Here is a 24954-nt window from a genome sequence, read left to right as displayed (position 1 = left end):
ACGCCGTCCCGCACGACGGCCTGCGGCTCGCCCGACGCCAGCAGGACGGGCAGGTGGGCGGAGAGCGTTCGAGGGTCCTCCGCCGATGTGCCGTGTGCCGCGCCGAGGTCGAGCAGGACGAACCGGCCGGGGTTCTCCGACTGGGCCGAGCGCACCAGCCCCCACACCGCGGCCGCGGCGAGGTCCGCCACGGGTGCTCCGTCGTCGGCGGCGACCGCGCCCCGGCTCACGAACACCAGCCGGGAGTCGGCGAACCGGTCCTCGGCCAGCCAGGCCTGGATCAGTTCGAGGGCCTGCGCGACGGCTCGGTGGACCTCGGCAACATCCATGGGCCCGGACGGGCCGACCGCGACCGACACCACGTCCGGTACCGGCTCGAGCGACGTGAGCCCCGCCGCCGTGGCGTCCGTCAGCTCGACGACGCCCGTGGCGCCCTCCGCGGCCTCGCCGTGCGGGACGGCAGCCCACTCCAGTCGGAACAGGTCGCGTGCCACCGCGGCGTCGCCGCCCCCGGCCATCGCGTCCGGGGACACCGGGCGCAGCACCAGTGAGTCCACCGAGAGCACCGGAGCACCGGCCGGATCGTTCGCCGTGAGCGCCACCGTGTCGGTGCCGACCGCGGCGAGCCGGACGCGCAGTATGGAGGCGCCACCGGCGTGCAGCGACACTCCGTTCCAGGAGAACGGAAGCCGGCCGGCCCCGCCCGCCCCCAGGTCCACGAAGGACACCGCGTGCAGGGCGGCGTCCAGCAGCGCCGGATGCAGTCCGAACGAGGCCGCGTCCTGCGCCTCCTCCGGCAGGGCGGCCTCCGCGAACACCTCGTCGCCGCGCCGCCACACCGCCCGCAGCCCCTGGAAGACCGGCCCGTATCCGAATCCCTCCGCGGCGGTGCGCTCGTAGAAGCCGTCCACCTCGACGGGCTCGGCGCCCGGCGGGGGCCACGCCGCGCTGTCCGGCCCGCCATCCGGGGCGGCGTACGGCTCCTCCGGGGCCAAAGTGCCGGTGGCGTGCCGGGTCCACGGCTGGTCGGGCGCCTCCGCAGGGCGCGAGTACAGGCTCAGCTCCCGGCGGCCCGACGCGTCGGGTGCGCCCGCCCACAGCTGTACGACGGCCGTGTCCCGCTCCCCGAGGGCCAGCGGTGCGGCCAGGGTGAGCTCCTCGACCCGGGAGCAGCCGACCTGGTCGCCCGCGCGGGTGGCGAGCTCCAGGAAGCCGGTGCCCGGGAAGAGCGCCGTGCCGCCCACCACATGGTCGGCCAGCCACGGGTGGGTGCGCACCGACAGGCGGCCGGTGAAGAGGACGCCCTGCGAGTCGGCGAGTTCCACCTCGGCGCCGAGCAGGGGGTGCCGGGCGGCCGTCAGGCCGAGACCGGAGACGTCGTGGGCCCCGGGGAGCGCCGCCGACCAGTAGCGCTCGCGCTGGAAGGCGTACGTCGGCAGCTCCACGCGGCGCGCGCCGGTGCCCTGGAAGTACGCCTCCCACCGCACATCGGCGCCCGCGGCGTGCAGCCCGGCCAGCGCCGCGACGACCGTGGCCGTCTCGCCGCGGTCCTTGCGGCAGACGGGCACCACGACCGCCTCCGAGGTCCGCTCGCCCAGGATCTCCCGGGCCAGCGCGGACAGGACCGCGTCCGGACCGATCTCGACGAAGATGCCCACCCCCTGATCGCCGAGTCGGCGCACGGCGTCGTCGAACCGCACGGCCTCCCGTGCGTGCCGCGCCCAGTGGCCGGGCGAGCACAGCTCCTCCGCCGTGGCCGGGTGGCCGGTCAGGGTGGACACGAGCGGGATCCGCGGGGCCTGGTAGTCGAGGGATTCGGCGACCCGCCGGAACTCCTCCAGCATCGGCTCCATGAGGGGCGAGTGGAAGGCGTGGCTGACCGACAGCCGCCGGGTCTTGCGGCCCTCGGCGGTGAACCGCGCGGCGAGTTCCAGCACCACGTCCTCGGCTCCGGCGATCACCACCGAGCGCGGGCCGTTGACGGCGGCGACGGACACGCGGTCGGCGCGGTCGGCCAGCAGGGGCATCACCTCCTCCTCGGTGGCCTGGAGCGACACCATCGCGCCGCCGGTGGGCAGCGCCTGCATCAGCCGGCCACGCGCGGCCACCAGGGCGCAGGCGTCGGCGAGGGACAGCACACCCGCGGCATGGGCGGCCGCGATCTCGCCGATGGAGTGGCCCGCCACCTGGTCCGGGGTGACACCCCAGGACTCCAGCAGCCGGAACAGCGCGACTTCGAGGGCGAAAAGGGCGGGCTGGGTGTACGCGGTCCGGTCGAGCTCGGCCGCCTCGGGGGTGTCCGGCTCGGCGAACACCACCTCCCGCAGCGGCCGGTCCAGAAGGGTGTCCAGATGCGCGAACACCGCGTCCAGGGCCCGCGCGAACTCGGGGAAGCGGTCGTACAGCTCCCGGCCCATGCCGGGCCGCTGTGAGCCCTGGCCGGCGAACAGGAACGCGGTCCTGCCGCCGCCGCGGGCCGTGCCCCGGGCCAGCTCCGCCACACCGTCGCCGGTGGCCAGCAGGGCCACGCGGTGTTCGAGCGCCGAGCGGCTCGTCACCAGCGAGTACGCCACGTCCAGCGGCCGGAGGCCGGGGTGGTGTTCCAGGTGTCGCAACAGCCGGTCGGTCTGGACGCGCAGGGCCTCCTCGGTGGCGCCGGAGACGAACCAGGGCGCCGGCCGGTCGGACGCCGTGGTGACGTCGCCGGGTCCGCGCTCCAGGGTCGGGGCCGGTGCCGGGGCCTCTTCGAGGATCACATGCGCGTTGGTGCCGCTGATCCCGAACGACGAGATGCCCGCCCTGCGGGACCTGTCGCCCCCCGGCCAGGGCACCGGTTCGGTGAGCAGCCGCACCGCCCCCGTCGACCAGTCCACGTGCGAGGACGGCGCGTCCACGTGCAGGGTCCTGGGCAGCATGCCGTGCCGGAGCGCCATCGCCATCTTGATGACCCCGGCGATGCCTGCGGCCGCCTGGGCGTGGCCGAAGTTGGACTTGACCGATCCCAGCCACACCGGCGGCGCCTCGGCGGGCCGGCGGCCATATGTCGCGAGCAGGGCCTGGGCCTCGATCGGGTCGCCCAGGGGTGTTCCCGTGCCGTGCCCCTCCACGGCGTCCACATCCGCGGCCGACAGCCCGGCGTCGGCCAGCGCCTGGCGGATCACCCGCTGCTGGGACGGGCCGTTCGGCGCCGTCAGGCCGTTCGACGCGCCGTCCTGGTTGACGGCCGAGCCGCGCAGAACGGCCACCACCTCATGCCCGTTGCGCCGGGCGTCCGACAGCCGCTCCAGGGCGATCAGCCCCGCCCCCTCGGCCCAGCCGGTGCCGTCCGCGGACTCCGAGAACGCCTTGCAGCGGCCGTCGGCGGCCAGCCCGCCCTGCGCGTTGAAGGCCAGGAACGGCCCGGGGTTGGCCATCACCGCCACGCCACCGGCCAGGGCCAGGGAACACTCGCCCGAGCGCAGCGCCCGCGCGGCCCAGTGCAGTGCCACCAGCGAGGCCGAGCAGGCCGTGTCCACCGTCACCGCGGGGCCTTCCAGGCCGAGGGTGTACGACAGCCGGCCGGAGATCACGCTGGTGGCCTCGCCCGTGAGATAGCGGCCCTGAAGCTCCGGGGGCGGGGTGTAGCCGCTCCCGGCGGCGCCGATGAACACGCCGGTGTCGCTGCCGCGCAGACCGGCAGGGTCGATGCCCGCCCGCTCCAGGGCCTCCCAGGCGACTTCCAGCAGCAGGCGCTGCTGCGGATCGGTGGCCAGCGCCTCGCGCGGGGAAATGCCGAAGAAGCCCGCGTCGAAGTGGCCCGCGCCGGTGAGGAATCCGCCCTCCCGCACATGGTCCCCCTCCAGGGGCCACCCGCGGTCCGCGGGGAACGGGGACAGCGCGTCCCGGCCGTCGGCCACCAGCCGCCACAGGTCCTCCGGCGAGGCGACGTCCCCGGGGTAGCGGCAGCCCATGCCCACGACCACGATCGGGTCGTCGGCCGTGTCGCGGGGGTCCGCGCGATGGTGGCCCGCGGGCGCGGACGTCTCCTCCTCGCCGCCGAACAGCTCGGCGAGCAGGTGGTCCGTGAGGACGAGCGGAGTGGGGTAGTCGAAGACGAGGGTGGACGGCAGGCTCAGGCCGGTGACGGCGTCCAGCACGTTGCGCAGCTCCACCGCGGTCAAGGAGTCGAACCCGAGCTCCCGGAAGGCGCGGTCGGCGCCGATCGCGTCCGCGTCGGCGTGTCCCAGCACGGCCGCGGCCTGATCGCGGACCAGGCCGAGCAGCAACTCGGTGCGCCCGGCGTCCGGCAGGCTCTCCAACTCCTCCCGGAACGCGGCGACGGCCGACCGCTCCCCCTGCCGCGCCGCCAGGGCCCGTTCGACGACGCCCCGGACCTCGGGCAGACCGGACAGCAGGGGGCTGGGCCGGGCCGACAGGAAGGAGGGGGCGAAGCGCTCCCAGTCGACATCGGCCACGGTCACGGCCGCGTCCTGCCCGGTCACCGCGTCCCGCAGCGCGCTGATGGCCAGGTCGGGCGCGAGAAGGCCGAGCCCGCGGCGCAGCAGATACTCGGACATCGCGTCCTCGGTGGCCATTCCGGCCCCGGCCCAGGCGCCCCAGGCCACCGAGGTGGCGGTGGCGCCGCGAGCCCGCCTGGCCTCGGCCAGGGCGTCCAGGTACGCATTGGCCGCCCCGTACGCGCTCTGCCCACCGCTCCCCCATACCCCGGCGATGGAGGAGAACAGCACGAACAGATCCAGGGGCCGGTCGCCGAGCAGCGCGTCGAGGTTGGCGGCGCCCGCCACCTTGGCGGACAGGATGTCGGCCACATCCGCGGGGACCGTCTCCGCCACCGGGACCGACCTGCCGACACCGGCCGTGTGGACGACACCGGTCAGCGGGGTGTCGGCGGGGATGTCGGCCAACACGGCGGCAAGCGCCGGGCGGTCCGCCACATCGCAGGCCACGACCGAGACCTGGCAGCCCGCCTCCTCCAGCTCCGCCGCCAGCCGGGCCGCGCCCGGCGCGTCCGCCCCGCGACGGCTCGTCAGCACCAGACGCTCGGCCCCGCTGCGGGCCAGCCAGCGCGCCACTTCCGCGCCCAGCGCCCCGGTGCCGCCGGTCACCAGCACGGTTCCCGTCACAGAGAAGCCCGGCTCCTCGCGCTCGGTACGGCCGGGTGCCAGCCTGCGGCCGAACAGGCCGGACGCACGGATCGCCACCTGGTCCTCGCCGGGCCCGTCGCCGTCACCATCGCCGACGGGCCCGGCGGCCAGCACCCCGGCCAGCCGCCGGGCGGCCCGCGGGTCGATCTCCTCGGGCAGGTCGACCAGGCCGCCCCAGCGTCGCGGGTGCTCCAGCGCGGCCACCCGGCCGAAGCCCCACACCTGGGCCTGGACGGGGCAGGCCACCCGGTCCGAACGGCCGATCGACACCGCGCCCCGGGTCACACACCACAGCGGCGCCTCGATCCCGGCGTCGCCGAGTGCCTGCGTCAGGGCCACGGTCAGCGCCAGGCCGACGGGCACGGCGGGGTGGTCCGCGAGCGGCGACTCGTCCAGCGCGAGCAGGGAGAGCACCCCCGCGACGGGCGCCCCGTCCGTCGCCGACCGGGCCAGCCGCCCGGCCAGGGCCGTACGGTCCGCCTCGCTCGCTTCGAGGACAACAGCATCTGTTCCGAGGGCGGCGAGGACGGAGATCACCCACGCGTCCTCGGCACACCCCGCGGGTACCACCGCCAGCCAGATCCCGGAGGCGGCGTCCACCGCGGTATCGGCCAGTGGCGTCCACGCCACCCGGTAGCGCCAGCTGTCGACCAGCGAACGCTCCCGTCGCTGTCGGCGCCAGGACGACAGCGCGGGGACGACGGGGGTCAGCGCCGCGCCGTCGACGCGCAGGCTCGACGCCAGGGCTTCGACGTCCTCGCGCTCCACGGCGGTCCAGAACTCCGCGTCGGCCGGGTCCGCATGCGTCGCGCTCCGTGTGTCGGCTTCCTCCTCACCGGCGGCCTCGGGCCAGAAGCGCTCGCGCTGGAAGGCGTAGGTGGGCAGCTCGGCCCGGCGTGCCCCGGTGTTCGCGAAGAACGCAGGCCAGTCCACCGCGACCCCGGCGACATGCAGCCGCGCCACCGCGGTGAGCAGGGCGGTGTCCTCGTCCCGGCCCGCGCGGAGCGCCGGAACCACGACCGTGGCGCCGGACCGCTCCGGCAGGTTGTCCTGCACCATGGCGGAGAGCACGCCGTCGGGGCCGATTTCGAGGAAGGCGGTCACTCCCGCCGCGCCCATCGCGGCCACCCCGTCGGCGAACCGAACGCTCTCCCGCACATGCCGCACCCAGTACTCGGGCGAACACACCGATTCCGCCTGCGCGGGCGCGCCGGTGACATTGGAGATGAGCGGGATGCGCGGCGCCTGGAAGGACATCCCCGCCACCACCCGCCGGAACTCCTCCAGCATGGGCTCCATCAGCAGGGAGTGAAACGCATGGCTGACCGCCAGTCGTCTGGTCTTACGGCCGTCCTTCGCGAACCGCGCCGCGACCTCCGACACGGCGGAAGCGTCACCGGAAACGACGACCGAACGGGGCCCGTTCAGCGCCGCGATCGACACCCGCTCGCCCAGATACGGGATCACCTCGTCCTCGGTGGCCTGGAGCGACACCATCGCACCGCCCGCCGGCAGCGCCTGCATCAGCCGCGCCCGCGCCGCCACCAGCGTGCACGCCTCCTCCAGCGACAGCACACCGGCCACATGAGCGGCGGCCACCTCGCCCACCGAATGTCCCGCCAGGTGGTCGGGGCGCACGCCCCACGACTCCACCAGCCGGAACAGCGCCACCTCCAGGGCGAACAACGCGGGCTGCGCCCATCCCGTCTCGTCCAGCAGCGCGGCCTCGGCCGACCCGGTCTGCGCGAACATCACCTGGCGCAACGGACGGTCCAGGTGTGCGTCGAGGTGACCGAACACCTCGTCCAGGGCCTTCGCGAACACCGGGAACCGCTCGTACAGCTCCCGGCCCGTCCCCGCCCGCTGACTGCCCTGGCCTGAGAACAGCATGCCGAGCCCGCCGCCCGGCCGCGCCACGCCCCGGGCCGTCCGCGCCACACCGTCCGGGCCGGCCAGCAGCACGGCACGGTGCTCGAACGCCGGCCGGCCCGTCGCCAGCGAGAAGCCGACGTCCAGCGGGTCGGGGCCGGTGTCCGCCATGAGCGCTGTGACGCGCTCGATCTGACCGTCCAGCGCCTCCTCGGTCTTCGCCGACACCGGCCACGGGACGACGCGGGGCACATGGGTGCCCGGGTCCGGCTCCCGCTCGGCCGGTGGCGCCTGTTCGACGATGACATGCGCGTTGGTGCCGCTCATCCCGAACGACGAGATCCCCGCCCGACGCGGACGCCCGGTCTCCGGCCACTCGACCGGCTCGGTCAGCAGCTCCACCGCCCCCGCCGACCAGTCCACATGTGACGACGGCCGGTCGATGTGCAGCGTCCTGGGCAGTCTGCCGCACCGCAGCGCCATGACCATCTTGATGACGCCGGCCACCCCCGCCGCGGCCTGGGAGTGTCCGATGTTCGACTTGATCGACCCCAGCCACAGCGGGCGCTCGGCGTCCCGGTCCTGGCCGTAGGTGGCGAGGATCGCCTGGGCCTCGATGGGGTCGCCCAGTGTGGTGCCGGTGCCGTGCGCCTCCACCGCGTCCACGTCCGATGTCGTCAGCCGGGCGTTGTCGAGGGCCTGCCGGATGACGCGCTGCTGCGACGGGCCGTTGGGCGCCGTGAGCCCGTTGGAGGCCCCGTCCTGGTTCACCGCGGAGCCGCGTATGACCGCCAGCACCTGGTGGCCGTTGCGCTGTGCGTCGGACAGCCGCTCCAGTACGAGGATGCCGACGCCCTCCGACAGGCCGGTGCCGTCCGCGGCCTCGGCGAACGCCTTGCACCGGCCGTCCTCGGACAGCCCCCGCTGGGCGCTGAAGTCGATGATCACCCCGGGGGTGGACATCACCGTGACGCCGCCGGCCAGCGCCAGCGAGCACTCGCCCGTCCGCAGCGACTGCGCTGCCCAGTGCAGGGCGACCAGCGACGACGAGCACGCGGTGTCAAGGGTGACGGCGGGCCCCTCCAGCCCGTAGAAGTAGGACAGCCGCCCGGAGGCGATGGAGCCCGAGGCCCCGTCGACGCCGTAGTCGTGGTACATCAGCCCCATGAAGACGCCGGTCCGGCTGCCCTTCAGCGAGGCCGGGTCGATCGCCGCCCGCTCGACCGCCTCCCACGACGTCTCCAGCAGCAGCCGCTGCTGCGGATCCATCCGCAGGGCTTCGCGAGGCGAGATCCCGAAGAAGCCGGGGTCGAAGTCGGCCGCGTCGTAGAGGAAACCTCCCGAGCGCGTATACGACTTGCCCGGTACGCCCGGCTCCGGATCGTACAGCTCGGACAGGTCCCACCCCCGGCCCACCGGGAAGCCGGAGGGCCGGCCGCGGTCCGTGGGAAACGCCGAAATGGCATCGGTGCCCTCGGCGACCAACCGCCAGAGATCCTCCGGCGACATCACCCCGCCCGGGTAACGGCAGCTCATCCCGACGATCGCGACCGGCTCCTGCTCTCCCGCCTCCAGCGCGAGCACCCGCTGACGGGTCTGGTGCAGGTCCGTCGTCACCTTCCGGAGATATTCGAGAAGCTTTTCGTCGTCCATAAGAAGCCTTCACCCGTCTTCGGTCAGATGGTCGCCGGTCGTCGGCTCAGTGGAGGTCGAGCTCGTTGTCGATGAAGGCGAAGATCTCTTCCGCCGAGGACGAGCCGATCCGGGATTCCACGGAGACCGAATCGGGTTCGCCACCGGTCCACTTGAGCAGCAGGGATTGCAGTCGCACGGTGACGGCGCGGCGTCGGTCGTCGTCGGACACCGAAGACAGCAGCTGTTCCAGCCTGTCGATCTCGGTCAGGGTCGGATCCGCGGTGTCGGTGTCGTCGGTCAGCTGCGCCGCCAGGTACCCCGCGGCGGCCTGGGCGGTGGGGTAGTCGAAAATCAAGGTGGCGGGGAGCCGGAGCCCGGTCGCGGCGTTGAGCTGATTGCGCAGCTCCACGGCGGTCAGCGAGTCGAACCCGAGCTCGTTGAAGTTGCGGTCCGCCTCGACCGTGTCAGCTGACGCGTGGCCCAGAACGACGGCGACGTGGCCGCGCACCATGTCGATCAGCAGGTCCAGCCGCTCCTCGGGGCCGAGTCCGGCGAGCCGTCGTTTGAGTCCTTCGGCGTCGCCGCCGCCCGCGGCCTCCCGGCTCAGCCTGCGCGACATCGGGACCAACCCGCGCAACAACGCCGGGATCTCGCCCCTGCGGGTCCGCAGGGCGGCGGTGTCCACGGGTGAGGCCGTCACGGTCGCCGCACCGGAGACGAGCGCGGCGTCGAACGCCCGCAGCCCCTCCGCGGCCGACAGCGGCAGCAGGCCCTGACGCCGCAGCCGGGCACGGTCCACCTCGCCCAGCATGACGCCCATGCCGGTCTCCGACCACAGGCCGAAGGCCACCGAGGTGGCGGGCAGGCCCTCCGCCCGGCGGTGCTGGGCGAGCGCGTCGAGGAACACATTCGCGGCCGCGTAATTCGCCTGACCCGCCGCCGCCACCGAACCACCGATCGACGAGAACATCACAAACGCCGACAACGGCAGACCCCGCGTCAGCTCATGCAGATGCCAGGCTCCATCCGCCTTCGGCCGCAACACCATGTCCCACTGCTCCGGCGTCAACGACCCCACCAGGCCGCTGTCGCCGACACCCGCCGCGTGGATAACGGCGGTCAGCGGATGCCCGGAGGGGACGGAGGCCAGCAGCTCCTCGACCGCCGCCCGGTCCGCGACGTCACAGCCCGCCACGGTGACCGACGCACCCAACTCCACCAGCTCATCCCGCAGCGCCTCCGCACCCTCCGCCGCCAACCCCCGGCGCGAAACCAGCAACAGCTGCCGCACACCGTGCTCCACCACCAGATGACGGGCCACCACCGCACCGATCCCACCGGTACCGCCCGTCACCAACACCGTTCCCTCGCCGTCCAAAGGTGCGAGGCCCGGCTCCTCGACCGGCTCCATACGCCTCAGCCGGGGAACCAACACCTCGCCCTCGCGCCAGGCGACCTCCGGCTCACCGCACCCCAACACCGACGGCAACACCCCCGCCACATCCTGGTCCTGTGCCACATCCAGCAGCACAAAACGCCCCGGATTCTCCGCCTCCGCCGCACGCACCAACCCCCACACCGGAGCCTGCGACACCTCCACACACTCCCCCGACGACACCGCAACCCCACCCCGCGTCACCACCACCAACCGCCCACCACCCGCCAACACACCCCGCACCGCACCCAACACCCGGTCCACCACCGACCGCACCACCAACGGCACCCCACCCTGCACCGGACCACCACAGTCCAGCACCACCACCCCGCCGGCACCCTCGGCGTCCTCAGCCACCGCATCCCAGCCGACCCACGTCACCTCGCCACCCGGTTCCACCGCAACCGGACGCCACTCCACCTCCAACAACCCACCACCACCAGCCGCCGAACCCAACCGCTCGGCCGTCACCGGACGACTCACCATCGACCCCACCGACAACACCGGCCGACCACCCTCATCAGCCACCTCCAACCCCAAGCCATCCTTCACCGGATGCGTCAACCGCACCCGCAACCGCGTCGCACCCGACGCATGCAACGCCACCCGATTCCATACGAACGGGAGCAGCACCCCACCGGCTCCCTCGCCGCCGCCCACGGCCGCGCCGTCCTCACCCGTCGCCGCGGCGAGACTGTTCGCGTGCATGGCGGCGTCCAGGAGGGCGGGGTGCAGACCAAAGCGGCGCGCGTCCGCATGAGCCCCCTCTTCCAACGCCACCTCGGCAAAGATCTCGTCCCCACGCCGCCACGCCGCCCGCAACCCCCGGAACGCCGGGCCGTAGTGGTAGCCGGCGCCGTCGAGGAAGTCGTAGACACCCTCGACGTCCAGCTCGGTGGCTTCGGCGGGCGGCCATTGTGTGAGGTCGGCGGCCGGTGACAGCGACCCAGGAGCCACCGTCCCCTCCGCATGCATCACCCACTCCTCACCCTCACCCACCCGCGAAAACACCCGCACCGAACGCCGACCCCCGTCCCCCTCATCACCCACCACCACCTGCACCTGCACCCCACCCCGCTCCGGCACCACCAACGGAGCCCCCAACAACAACTCCTCCACCACCCCACAACCCACCTCATCCCCAGCCCGCACCACCAACTCCACAAACCCCGTACCAGGCAACAACACCGAACCCAACACATCATGATCAACCACCCACCGCTGCCCCTCCCGAGACAACCGACCCGTCAACACCACACCACCCGAACCCGCACACACCACCACCGCACCCAACACCGGATGCCCCACCCCACCCAACCCCAACGCCACCGGATCGCCGGAACCGGTCTCGCTGTCGAGCCAGTACCGCTGCCGCTGGAAGGCGTAGGTGGGCAGGTCCACGCGGCGCGCACCGGTGTCCGCGAACACGGCCGGCCAGTCCACGGCCACCCCGCCCATATGCGCGGTGGCCAGCGAAAGCACCATCCGGTCCCAGCCGCCCGCGTCGCGGCGCAGCGAGCCGGTGGCCACCGCTCGTACCTCGGCGCGGTCGATCGACTCCTGCACTCCGACCGTGAGCACCGGGTGGGCGCTGATCTCGACGAAGCCGCGGAACCCGTTGTCCAGCAAGGCCCGCACCGCGGGTTCGAACCGCACCGGCCGGCGCAGATTGCGGTACCAGTACCCGGCGTCCAGCCCGGCCGTGTCCTGCCATCCGTCGTCCACGGTGGAGTAGAAGGGGATGTCCGAGGACCGGGGGCGGATCGGTGCGAGGGCCTCGGCGAGCCGGCCGGCGATCTGTTCCACCTGTGCGGAGTGCGAGGCGTAGTCCACCTCGATGAGCCGGGCGCGGACACCGTCCTCCACCAGGGCCGCGTGCAGCTCCTCGACCGCCCCGCTCTCGCCGGAGACCACCACGGACGACGGTCCGTTCGCCGCCGCGATCGACACGGCGTCCGCGGAGTCGGCGGCCGAATCCGCGAGTCGCCGCTCGACCTCGTCCAGCGACAGGGGAACCGACATCATCCGCCCCTGTCCGGCCAGTTCCTCGGCGATGATCCTGCTGCGCAGGGCCACCACCCGCGCGCCGTCCTCGAGTGACAGCGCGCCCGCCACACAGGCGGCGGCGATCTCGCCCTGGGAGTGGCCCACCACCGCGCCCGGCTCGACACCACAGGAGCGCCACACCGCGGCCAGCGACACCATCACGGCCCACAACGCCGGCTGCACCACGTCCACCCGGTCGAGCGCGTCCTGATCGTCCAGGACTTCCGGCAACGACCAGTCCACGACCGTGGAGAGTGCCTTCTCGCACGCGAGCATCGTCTGTTGGAAGACGGCGGAGGTCTCCAGCAGATCCTTCGCCATGCCGGTCCACTGCGCGCCCTGGCCCGGGAACACGAACACGACCCTCGGTGCCTCGCGGGCGGCCCCGGCCACCAGCCCGGTGGCGGGTGCGCCGGCGGCCAGTGCGCCGAGCCCCTGTACGAACTCCTCCCGGTCCCGGCCGACCACGGCGGCGCGGTGCTCGAACCTGGTCCGGCCGGTGGCCAGCGAAAGCCCGACATCGGCGGGGGCGGGCCCGTCGCTCCCCGACACGGTGGCCAGCAGCCGGGCGGCCTGGGCGCGCAGCGCGTCCGGTGTCTTGCCGGAGAGCACCCAGGGCACCGCCACAGGCCGCTCCGGACGGGGGCTTACGTGTTCCTCCGCGGGCGGGCTCTGCTCCAGGATCACATGCACATTGGTGCCGCTCGCGCCGAACGCGGAGACACCCGCGCGGCGCAGATGTCCCGTCTCCGGCCAGACCACCGGCTCGGTCAGCAGCCTCACATCCCCGGCCGACCAGTCGACCTGCGTGGAGGGCGCGTCCACATGCAGCGTTCGGGGCAGCGTTCCGTGGCGCATGGCCATGACCATTTTGATCACCCCGGCGACCCCGGCGGCCGCCTGGGAGTGCCCGATGTTCGACTTGATGGACCCCAGCCACAGCGGGTGTTGGCCTTCCCGGTCCCGCCCATACGTCGCGAGCAGGGCCTGGGCCTCGATCGGATCGCCCAGTGTCGTGCCGGTGCCGTGTGCCTCCACCGCGTCGACGTCGGCGGCGGACAGGCCCGCGTTCGCCAGGGTCTGGCGGATCAGCCGCTGCTGCGCCGGGCCGTTCGGCGCGGTCTGTCCGCTGCTGCGGCCGTCCTGGTTGACGGCGCTGCCGCGGATCACGGCGAGCACCGGGTGGCCGTTGCGGCGCGCGTCGGACAGCCGCTCCAGGAGCAGCATTCCCGCGCCCTCGCTCCAGCCGGTGCCGTCGGCGGCGTCCGAGAAGGACTTGCAGCGGCCGTCGGGCGACAGTCCACGCTGCTGGGAGAAGACCATGAAGAGCTGGGGGGTCGCCATCACCGTGACGCCACCGACGAGCGCGAGACCGCACTCCTCCCGGCGCAGCGCCTGACAGGCCAGGTGGACGGCGGCGAGCGAGGACGAACACGCGGTGTCGATCGTGACGGAGGGACCCTCGAGACCGAGCGTGTAGGAGATCCCGCCGCTGAGCAGGCTGCCCCCCGAGGTGGTGCTGACGGCTTGGCCGAGTGCGTAGTCGTGGTGCATGGCACCGGTGAACACCCCGGTGGTGCCGCCTTTCAGGGACAGCGGATCGATACCGGCGCGCTCGAGCGCTTCCCAGGAGCACTCCAGCAGCAGCCGCTGCTGCGGGTCCATGTGCAGGGCCTCGACCGGGCTGATACCGAACGGGCCCGGGTCGAACTCCCCGCCGTCGTGCAGAAAGCCGCCCTCACGGGCGTAGAACTTCCCTGCCTTGCCCGGTTCCGGGTCATAGCCGCCGTCGATGTCCCAGCCGCGGTCGTCCGGGAAGTCCGACACCGCGTCGACGCCGTCGGCCACCAGCTGCCACAGCTCCTCGGGTGAGGTGATGCCGCCGGGGTAGCGGCAGCTCATCGCCACGATGGCCACGGGCTCCCGCGTCGCGCCGGAAAGCTTGGCGTTCTGCACCCGCAGCCGCTCGTTCTCCTTCAGCGACAGGCGAAGCGCACTGACCAGCTTCTCATCGGAGTCGGTCATGTCAGTTACCCTCTTCCCAGGTGGCACCCTCAAGGCCAAGGCTGTTGAACGCCATGTCGATCAGATCGTTCTTGTCCATCGCGTCGATCGAGTCGGGCTGGTCGGACCGCTCCGCGTCCTCGGCCCCGTCCCGCGGCGCGGCGGGGGCTCCGCCGAGTTCCAGCAGGGTCTCCAGCAGGCCGGCGTCGCGCAGCCTGCTGAGCGGGATGCCGTTCAGTACGCGGCGCACCCGCTCCTCGTGTCCCGCACCGTCGGTGTCGGCCGTCTCGGGTACGAGCTCCGAGCCCACGAACGCGGCGACGTCCTGTGCGGTGGGGTAGTCGAAGATCAAGGTGGCGGGGAGCCGGAGTCCGGTCGCGGCGTTGAGCTGATTGCGCAGCTCCACGGCGGTCAGCGAGTCGAACCCGAGTTCACCGAAGCCGCGGTCCGGCTCGATCATCTCGGCGGACCCGTGTCCGAGCACCATGGCGACGTGGCCACGCACCATGTCGGTCAGCACGCGCGCCCGCTCCGGTGCGTCCAGCCCGGCCAGCTGTCGCTTGAGGCCTTCGGCGTCGCCGCCGCCCGCGGCCTCCCGGCTCAGCCTGCGCGACACCGGGACCAACCCGCGCAACAACGCCGGGATCTCACCCTTGCGGGTCCGCAGGGCGGCGGTGTCCACACGTACGGCCGTCACGGCCGCCGCACCGGAGGCAAGCGCGGTATCGAACGCCCGCAGCCCCTCCGCGACCGACAGCGGCGGCAGACCCTGACGCCGCAGCCGGGCGATGTCCACCTCACTGAGTGCCTGCCCGGCACCCGCGCCGGACCACAGGCCGAAGGCCACCGAGGTGGCGGGCAGGCCCTCCGCCCGGCGGTGCTGGGCAAGCGCGTCGAGGAACACGTTCGCGGCCGCGTAGTTCGCCTGACCCGCCGCCGCCACCGAACCACCGATCGACGAGAACATCACAAACGCCGAGAGCGGCAGACCCCGCGTCAGCTCATGCAGATGCCACGCCCCGTCCGCCTTCGGCCGCAACACCATGTCCCACTGCTCCGGCGTCAACGACCCGACCAGACCGCTGTCGCCGACACCCGCCGCATGGACCACGACGGTCAGCGGATGCCCGGAGGGGACGGAGGCCAGCAGCTCCTCGACCGCCGCCCGGTCCGCGACGTCACAGCCCGCCACGGTGACCGACGCACCCAACTCCACCAGCTCATCCCGCAGCGCCTCCGCACCCTCCGCCGCCAACCCCCGGCGCGAAACCAGCAACAGCTGCCGCACACCGTGCTCCACCACCAGATGACGAGCCACCACCGCACCGATCCCACCGGTACCACCCGTCACCAACACCGTCCCCTCAGCGTCGCCGAACGACGGCACGCCTGCTTCCGCCGCCTCCCGACGCCTGAACCGAGGCACCAGCGCCGTGCCCTCGCGCCAGGCGACCTCCGGCTCACCGCACCCCAACACCGACGGCAACACCCCCGCCACATCCTGGTCCTCCGCCGCATCCAGCAGCACAAAACGCCCCGGATTCTCAGCCTCCGCCGCACGCACCAACCCCCACACCGGAGCCTGCGACACCTCCACACACTCCCCCGACGTCACCGCAACCCCACCCCGCGTCACCACCACCAACCGCCCACCGCCCGTCAACACACCCCGCACCGCACCCAACACCCGATCCACCACCGACCGCACCACCAACGGCACGTCCTCATCCCCCACGTCGGCACCACAATCCAGCACCACCACCTCGCCCTCGGCCACCTCATCACCCGGCTCCGCCCCCACCGGACGCCACTCCACCTCCAACAACCCACCACCACCAGCCATCGAACCCAACCGCTCGGCCGTCACCGGACGACTCACCATCGACCCCACCGACAACACCGGCCGACCACCCTCATCAGCCACCTCCAGCCCCAAGCCATCCTTCACCGGATGCGTCAACCGCACCCGCAACCGCGTCGCACCCGACGCATGCAACGCCACCCGATTCCACACGAAGGGCAGGTGTGTGCCGTCGCTGCTGCCACTTCGGTCGGCGAGCACCATGGGTGCGTGCATGGCGGCGTCCAGGAGCGCGGGGTGCAGACCAAAACGGCGCGCGTCCGCATGAGCCCCTTCCTCCAACGCCACCTCCGCAAAGATCTCGTCACCACGCCGCCACGCCGCCCGCAACCCCCGGAACACCGGGCCGTAGTGGAAGCCGAGGTCCCGGAGCCGGTCGTACGCGCCCGCCACATCGGCCTCGACCGCGCCGGCGGGCGGCCATTGTGTGAGGTCGGCGGCCGGTGACAGCGAGCCAGGAGCCACCGTCCCCTCCGCATGCATCACCCACTCCTCACCCTCACCCACCCGCGAAAACACCCGCACCGAACGCCGACCACCATCCCCCTCATCACCCACCACCACCTGCACCTGCACCCCACCCCGCTCCGGCACCACCAACGGAGCCCCCAACAACAACTCCTCCACCACCCCACAACCCACCTCATCCCCAGCCCGCACCACCAACTCCACAAACCCCGTACCAGGCAACAACACCGAACCCAACACATCATGATCAACCACCCACCGCTGCCCCTCCCGAGACAACCGACCCGTCAACACCACACCACCCGAACCCGCACACACCACCACCGCACCCAACACCGGATGCCCCACCCCACCCAACCCCAACGCCACCGGGTTGGCCGCGCCGCCGCGCCTCTTGGCCCAGTAGCGCTCGTGCTGGAACGGATAGGTGGGGAGGTCGATCCGCCGGGCGCCGCTGTCCGCGAAGAAGGCGGTCCAGTCCACCGGTGTGCCGTGGACATGCAGACGGCCGAGCGCGGTGAGCGCCGCGGCGGGCTCCGGCCGGTCCTTGCGTACGAGGGGGACGAACACCGCCGTATCGGAGGTCACCGACTCCTGGGCCACCCCGCTCAGCGACCCGTCCGGGCCCAGCTCCACGAAGCGCGAGACGCCCTGGTCCGCCAGGAAGCGGACGGTGTCGGCGAACCGTACGGTGGCCCGGACATGCCGCACCCAGTACTCGGCGGAGCACATGTCCTCCGGGCCCGCGGCCGCGCCGGTGACACTCGAGACGAGCGGGATCGTGGGCGTGTTGTACGTCAGGCTCTCGGCAACGGCCCGGAACCCCGCGAGCATCGGCTCCATCAGCACTGAGTGGAAGGCGTGCGACACCCGCAGCATGCGGGTCCTGCGCCCCTCGGCGCCGAATCGCGCGGCGATCTCCTCGACCACGCCCTGGTCTCCGGACATCACGACCGACCGGGGCCCGTTGACCGCGGCGATGCTCACCCGATCGCTGACCAGGGAGGACACCTCGTCCTCTGCCGCCTGGAGAGCCACCATCGTGCCGCCGAAGGGCAGTTCGGCCATCAGCCTGCCGCGCGCGGCCACCAGGGCACAGGCGTCCGCGAGGGACAGCACACCGGCCACATGCGCGGCGGCGATCTCCCCGATCGAGTGCCCCGCCACGTAGTCCGGTCGAAGCCCCCACGACTCCGCCAGCCGGAACTGGGCCACCTCGACGGCGAAGAGCGCGGCCTGGGCGAAGTCCGTGCGATCGAGCAGCTGGTCGTCCGAGCCCCACAGCACTTCCCGGAGCGGCCGGGGAAGGTGGCGGTCCAGCTCGTCGAGCACCGGTTCCAGCGCGGTGGCGAACGCCGGGTACCGGTCGGCCAGTTCCCGCCCCATCCCGAGCCGCTGGGAGCCCTGCCCGGCGAAGAGAAACGCGGTCGCGCCCCCCGTGCGCGTGTCGCCCACGAGCAGTCCTGCCGCGGTCTCGCCGTGGGACAGCGCGGTCAGCGCCCGCACGGCCTCCTCGGGATCCTCGGCGAGGACCACCGCGCGATGTTCGAACGCCGCGCGCGAGGTCGCCAGCGCGTACCCGATGTCCAGTGCGCGCGGGCCCGGGTCGGCCGAGCCGGCCACGAGGGGCAGCAGCCCGGCGGCCTGTGCCCGCAGCGCCTGCAGTGTCTTGGCCGACAGCAGCCACGGTACGACAACGGGGTCCGGCCGCTCTGCCGCGTCATGCCGCACGTCCGCGTCATGGCGTGGTGCGGGCTCATGTGCGGGCAGCGCCTGTTCCAGGATGACGTGTGCGTTCGTTCCGCTGATCCCGAAGGACGACACCGCCGCGCGGCGCGGTCCGCCGGTCTCCGGCCACGGCGTGGGATCGGTGAGCAGCGCCACGTCCCCGGCGGCCCAGTCCACATGGGTGGACGGCTGGTCCACGTGCAGGGTGCGCGGCAGCAGGCCGTGGTGCATCGCCTGCACCATCTTGACCACCCCGGCCACCCCGGCGGCCGCCTGGGTGTGGCCGATGTTCGACTTGATCGAGCCCAGCAGCAGCGGCCGGTCGGGGGCGCGGCCCTGCCCGTAGGTGGCGAGCAGGGCCTGGGCCTCGATCGGGTCGCCCAGGGTGGTGCCGGTGCCGTGTCCTTCCACGGCGTCGATGTCGGCGGGCGACAGCCCGGCGCTCGCGAGGGCCTGTCGGATGACCCGCCGCTGGGCCGGGCCGTTGGGCGCGGTCAGGCCGTTGGACGCGCCGTCCTGGTTGACGGCGGAGCCGCGGACCAGGGCGAGCACCGGGTGGCCGTTGCGGCGCGCGTCGGACAGCCGCTCCAGGACCAGGACGCCGACCCCCTCGGCCCAGCTCACCCCGTCGGCCGCGTCCGCGAAGGACTTGCACCGGCCGTTGGCGGCCAGGCCGCCCTGCGTTCCGAAGTCGAGGAAGGTCTCGGGGCCCGCCATCACCGTCACGCCGCCGGCCAGCGCCATGGAGCACTCGCCCTGCCGCAGCGCCTGGGCGGCCAGATGGAGGGTGACCAGCGACGAGGAGCAGGCGGTGTCCACCGTCAGCGCCGGTCCCTGGAAGCCGAAGGTGTAGGAGATCCGGCCGGAGAGCACGCTCCCCGAGGATCCGGTGCCGAGGAAACCCAGGGATTCCGGGGGGAAATCGGCGTCGCCGCTCGCGTAGTCGTGGTACATGATCCCGGCGAAGACACCGGTGTCGCTGCCGCGCAGGGACACCGGGTCGAGCCCGGCCCGTTCCAGTGCCTCCCAGGAGGTTTCCAGCAGCAGCCGCTGCTGGGGGTCCATGGCCAGGGCCTCGCGGGGCGAGATGCCGAAGAAGCCCGCGTCGAAGGCGCCCGCGTCCTCGAGGAAGCCGCCCTCCCGGGTGTAGGTGGTGCCCCGGTGTTCCGGGTCTGGGTCGTAGAGGGACTCCAGGTCCCAGCCCCGGTCCTCGGGGAACCCGGAGATCCCTTCCCGGTCCGCGGTGACGAGGTCCCACAGGTCGGCTGGCGACCGTACGCCGCCGGGATAGCGGCAGCTCATCGAGACGATGGCGATCGGGTCGTCGTCCGCGGGCGCGGCGGTGCGCAGCGGCCCGGCGCCCCCGGCGGTGTGCACCGCGCTGCCGGGCGCCACCAGCTCGTCGTGCAGATGCCCGGCGAGCTCGCGGATCGTCGGATAGTCGAAGATGAGGGTGGCGGACAGCCGCAGCCCGGTGGCCGCGTTGAGGGCGTTGCGCAGTTCGAGTGCGGTGAGCGAGTCGAAGCCGAGGTCCTTGAACGCCTGGTCCTCCTCGATCTGGGAGGTGGCCGCGTATCCGAGGACCGCGGCCACCTGGCCGCGCACCAGCTCGACCAGGATGCGGGGCCGTTCGCCCTCGGCCGCGCCGGCGAGCCGGGCCGCGAGCTCCGTCGGTTGGGGCGCGCCGCGGTGTGCCGCGCGGCGGGCCGGGCCCCGTACGAGATGGCGCAGGATCGGCGGGACGTCGGACAGGTGCTCCAGCATCGCGGTGTCGAGCCGGAACGGCGCCACCACGGCGCGGTCGGTGGCCATCGCGGCGTCGAGGAGTGCCATCCCCTGCTCGGCGGTGATCATCCGGGTGCCGAGGCGGCTCATCCGGTCGAGGTCGGTGTCGGTGAGGGTGGCGGTCATGCCGTCCTGGGGCGCCCAGGCGCCCCAGGCGAGGGAGACGGCGGGCAGTCCGCGGGCCCTGCGGTGCTGGGCGAGCGCGTCGAGGAAGGTGTTGGCGGCCGCGTAGTTCCCCTGGCCGAGTCCTCCGAGGAGGCCGGCGGCCGCGGAGAAGAGGACGAAGGCGGACAGCTCCCCGGTGAGCTCGTGCAGATTCCAGGCGGCGTCGACCTTGGGCCGCAGCACGGTGTCCATCCGCTCCGGGGTGAGCGATTCAATGGTCGCGTCGTCGAGCACTCCGGCCGTGTGCACCACGGCCGTGAGGGGGTGGTCGGCGGGTACGGAGTCGAGCAGGTCCGCGAGTGCGGCCCGGTCGGACACGTCGCACGCGGCGACGGTGACCTGTGCGCCCTCGGCGGCCAGCTCGTCACGCAGCCTGGTGGCGCCGGGCACATCGAGGCCGCGCCGACTCGTCAGCAGCAGATGGCGCACGCCGTGTCGGGTCACCAGGTGGCGCGCCACCAGGCTGCCGAGGCCGCCGGTGCCGCCGGTGATGAGTACGGTGCCCGCGGTATCGGCCCAGGGCGCCGCCGCCCCGCGCGGGGCGGCGAGCCGGGTCAGCCGTGCGGCGTGGAGCTCGCCGCCGCGCACGGCGATACGGGGTTCGCCGGACGCGAGCGCGCCGCGGAGCGCGGCGAGGCCGGCCGGGCCGTCCTCGGCGGCGGGCAGGTCGGCCAGGACGATCCGGCCCGGGTGTTCGGCCTGCGCCGAGGCCAGCAGACCCCACACCGGGGCGAGCGCGGGTGCCGGGATGTCCTCGTCGGGCAGGGCGGAGACGGCCTCGCGGGTGACCACCACGAGCCGGGAGGCGGTGAACCGTTCATCGGCGAGCCACCCCTTGACCAGCTCCAGCGTGTCGTACAGCGCCTCGCGCACCGCCGTCGGCAGGGCGAGGTCGCCGGGCGGCGTGGAGCGGTCGACGACGACGTGTTCGGGGGGCGGCGCTCCCCGGTCGACCGCCTCGGCGAGTTCGGCCAGGGTCGGGTAGCGGGTATCGGCGGCGCCGGCCAGCGTGGTTCCCTCCGGGCCGATCACCGCCCAGCCCTCGGCGGTCGGCGTCTGACCGGCGCCGACGGGTGTGGTGGTCACGGGCAGCCAGTCGACGCCGAACAGCGCGTCGCGGAGCGCGGGGTGCGACACGCCGTCCGCCGGGGACGCGGGCCGCAGCACCAGCGAACCGATGGTGGCGACCGGTTGGCCCGTCGCGTCGGCGGCCAGCACCGACACGCCGTCGGAGCCGTTGGGGGTCAGCCGTACCCGCAGCGCCGACGCGCCGACCGCGTGCAGCGCCACGTTCTGCCAGGCGAACGGGAGCCTGGCGCCCGGGCCCTGGTTCTGGCGCAGCCCGCCCACGGCGTGCAGGGCGGCGTCCAACAGCGCCGGGTGCACCCCGAAGGACTCGGCCGCGGCGTGGTGTTCCTGGTCCAGCTCGATATCGGCGAACACCTGGTCGCCCAGGCGCCACGCGGCGCGCAGGCCCCGGAACGCCGGACCGTAGTCGGAGCCGGATTCCGCGAGCCGGTCGTAGTAGCCGTCGAGGTCGATGGGGTCGGCGCCGGCCGGTGGCCACGCCGTGAGCGGTTCGGTCACGACCTGCCCGCCCGGCGCGAGCGTTCCCTCGGCGTGCCGGATCCACTCGGCGCCGTGGGGCGCGTCGTCGGGCCCGTCGTCCGGGCGCGCGTACACGGCCAGCGGCCTGCGGCCGGTCTCGTCCGGACCGCTCACCAGGATCTGTAGCCGGACGCCGCCGCCCTCGGGCAGCGGTACGGGCGCCTGGATGGTGAGCTCTTCCAGCAGCGAGCAGCCGACCTGGTGTCCGGCGTGCAGGGCCAGTTCGACGAAGGCCGTGCCCGGGAACAGCACCGAGCCCGTGATCACGTGGTCGGCCAGCCAGGGGGTGGAGCGTGTCGACAGGTGGCATGTGAAGACGTGGCCGTCGCCGTCGGCGAGGGCCAGTTGGGCGCCGAGGAGCGGGTGTAGCGCCGGGGTGAGCCCCAGCCTGTCCGCTCCGGGCTCCTCGGGCGGCAGGTCCAGCCAGTAGCGCTCGTGTCGGAAGGCGTAGGTGGGCAGGTCGACTTGTTGTGCGCCGGACCCGGCGAAGACCGCGGCCCAGTCGGGTGACAGGCCGTTCACATGGAGCCGGGCCACGGCGGTGAGCAGGGTGCGCGGCTCGGGGCGGCCCTCGCGCAGCAGGGGGACGCAGAGCGCGTTCTCGCGGCCGACGGCCTCCTGCGCCATCGCCGAGAGCGTCCCGTCCGGGCCCAGCTCGACGTACCTGGTGACGTCCCGGTCGGCCAGCCAGCGGACGGCGTCGTGGAACCGCACGGTGTGGCGTACATGGGAGACCCAGTACGCGGGGTCGCCGAGTTGCTCGGCGCCCGCCGCCTCGCCGGTGACATCGGAGATCACGGTGATGGCCGGTGGCGCATACGACAGGCCGCGGGCGACCTTCTCGAACTCGGCCAGCATCGGCTCCATCAGCGGGGAGTGGAAGGCGTGGCTGACCTGGAGCCGCTTGGTCTTGCGGCCCAGGTCGCGGAAGTGGTCGGCGAGCCGGTCGACCGCCTCGGCGTCACCGGAGACCACCACGGACTCGGGCCCGTTGACGGCGGCGATCGCCACCCGCTTGTCCAGCAGCGGCAGCACCTCGTTCTCGCGGGCGCGCACCGCCAGCATCGCCCCGTTCTCGGGCAGTGCCTGCATCAGCCGGCCGCGCGCGGCCACCAGTGCGCAGGCGTCGGGAAGGTCGAACACGCCCGCCACGTGTGCCGCCGCGATCTCGCCGATCGAATGGCCCACGAGGTAGTCGGGGCGCACCCCCCAGGACTCCAGCAGCCGGAACAGCGTCACTTCGAGGGCGAACAGGCCCGCTTGGGCGTATGCGGTCCGGTCGAGAAGGCTCTGGTCCGCCCCGTGTACGACGCTGTTCAGGGGGTGGTCGAGATGCTTGTCCAGCTCGGCGGCCACGGCGTCCCACGCCTCGGCGAACACGGGGTGGCTGCCGTGGAGTTCCAGACCCATGCCGACGCGCTGCGCGCCCTGCCCGGTGAACAGGAAGGCGAGGTGGCCGTCGCCCGCGACGTCCTGGACCACGCCGGGGGCGGGTGTGCCGTCGGCGAGGGCGGTGAGGGCGGTGCGCAGTCCGTCCCGGTCGGCGGCGACCACGGCCGCCCGGTGCTGGAGGGCGGCCCGGGTCGTCGCCAGGGACAGTCCGAGGTCGGCGGCGGCCGTCTCGGGGTGGGCGTCCAGGTGTGCCAGCAGCCGGCCGGCCTGTGCCCGCAGGGCCTGGCCGGTGCGCGCCGACAGCGGCCAGGCGAGCACGGGCGGGGCAGCGGTGGCGGCCACCGGGGGCTCCGCGGACACGGACGGCTCGCCGGACCCGAGCGGTTCAGCGGGCGCGGGCTCCGGTGCCTGCTCGACGATGAGGTGGGCGTTGGTGCCGCTGACCCCGAAGGACGACACCCCCGCACGGCGGGGCCGGCCGGTCGGCGGCCACGGCCGCGCGTCCGTCAGCAGCGACACCGCTCCGCCGGCCCAGTCGACGGCGGGCGTCGGCTCGTCGATGTGCAGCGTCTTCGGCAGCAGTCCGTGCTCGATGGCCAGCACCATCTTCATGACCCCGACCACCCCCGCGGCGGCCTGGGTGTGGCCCATGTTGGACTTGACCGAGCCGAGCCACAGCGGGTCGGCGGTGCGGCCCTGCCCGTACGTGGCCAGCAGCGCCTCGGCCTCGATCGGGTCGCCCAGCGGGGTGGCGGTGCCGTGCGCCTCGACCGCGTCCACATCGTCGGTGGTCAGCCCCGCACTCGCCAGGGCGGCACGGATGGCCCGCTCCTGCGAGGGCCCGTTGGGCGCGGTCAGGCCGTTCGACGCGCCGTCCTGGTTCACCGCGCTGCCGCTGACCACGGCGAGCACGCGATGCCCGTTGGCGCGGGCGTCGGCCAGCCGCTCCAGCACCAGCATCCCGGCGCCCTCGCCCCACGCGGTGCCGGTCGCCCCGGCCGCGAAGGTACGGCAGCGGCCGTCCGCGGCCAGCCCGCCCTGCCGGCTGAACCCGATGAACAGGCCGGGGTCCGCCATCACCGTCGCCCCGCCGGCCAGGGCGATCGAGCACTCGCCCTGGCGCAGCGCCTGCGCGGCCAGGTGCAGCGAGACCAGCGACGACGAACACGCGGTGTCCACCGTGAGCGCCGGGCCTTCGAGGCCCAGCACATACGACACCCGCCCGGACAGCGCGCTGGAGGTGGCGGCGGTGGTCATGTAGTCCACGGCGCCCTCGCTGCGGGCCGCGAGCCGGCCGTATCCCTGGCCGTTGCTGCCGACGAACACGCCGGTGCGGCTGCCACGCAGCGACAGGGGGTCGATGCGGGCTCTTTCCAGGGCCTCCCAGGACACTTCGAGCAGCAGCCGCTGCTGCGGGTCCATCACCAGCGCCTCGCGTGGGGAGATCCCGAAGAACGCGGGGTCGAAGCCGCCCACGTCGGTGAGGAACCCGCCCTCCCGGACGTAGGAGGTGCCTCGCTGTCCCTGCTCCGGGTCGTACACCCCGTCGGTGTCCCAGCCTCGGTCGGCCGGGAAGGGCGAGATGGCGTCCCGCCCCTCGGCCAGCAGCTCCCACAGCGATTCGGGGCCGTCCACGCCACCGGGGAACCGGCATCCCATGCCCACGATCGCGACCGGCTCATGCCGCCCGGACTCGGCGTCCCGCAGGCGCTGCCGGGTCTCATGAAGGTCGGCGGTCACCCTCTTGAGAAAGTAACGGAGCTTGTCTTCGTTTTCCATCTGAATCTCTCTCAATCCCAATGGCCGCGGAACCT

The 24954-nt window shown here is 73.3% G+C and carries 2 protein-coding genes and 1 pseudogene; all 3 read right to left on the bottom strand.

From position 1 onward, the window contains the following. Nucleotides 1-44: 44 nt before the first annotated feature. A pseudogene (locus ACH4S9_RS31725) lies at nucleotides 45-8627 on the bottom strand (type I polyketide synthase); the annotation flags it as partial. 85 nt (nucleotides 8628-8712) lie between these two features. After that, nucleotides 8713-14154, bottom strand: a complete 5442-nt coding sequence (locus tag ACH4S9_RS31720; RefSeq protein WP_398374977.1) for a type I polyketide synthase — start codon at nucleotides 14152-14154, stop codon at nucleotides 8713-8715. A 1-nt stretch (nucleotide 14155) separates the two neighbouring features. Next, a complete protein-coding gene (locus tag ACH4S9_RS31715; RefSeq protein WP_398374975.1) occupies nucleotides 14156-24919 on the bottom strand; it encodes a type I polyketide synthase in 10764 nt (3587 codons plus the stop codon). Nucleotides 24920-24954 lie beyond the last annotated feature (35 nt).

This window comes from Streptomyces sp. NPDC021225 (assembly GCF_044332865.1).
Classification (GTDB): domain Bacteria; phylum Actinomycetota; class Actinomycetes; order Streptomycetales; family Streptomycetaceae; genus Streptomyces.
This window is presented reverse-complemented; position numbering and strand designations above follow the sequence as displayed.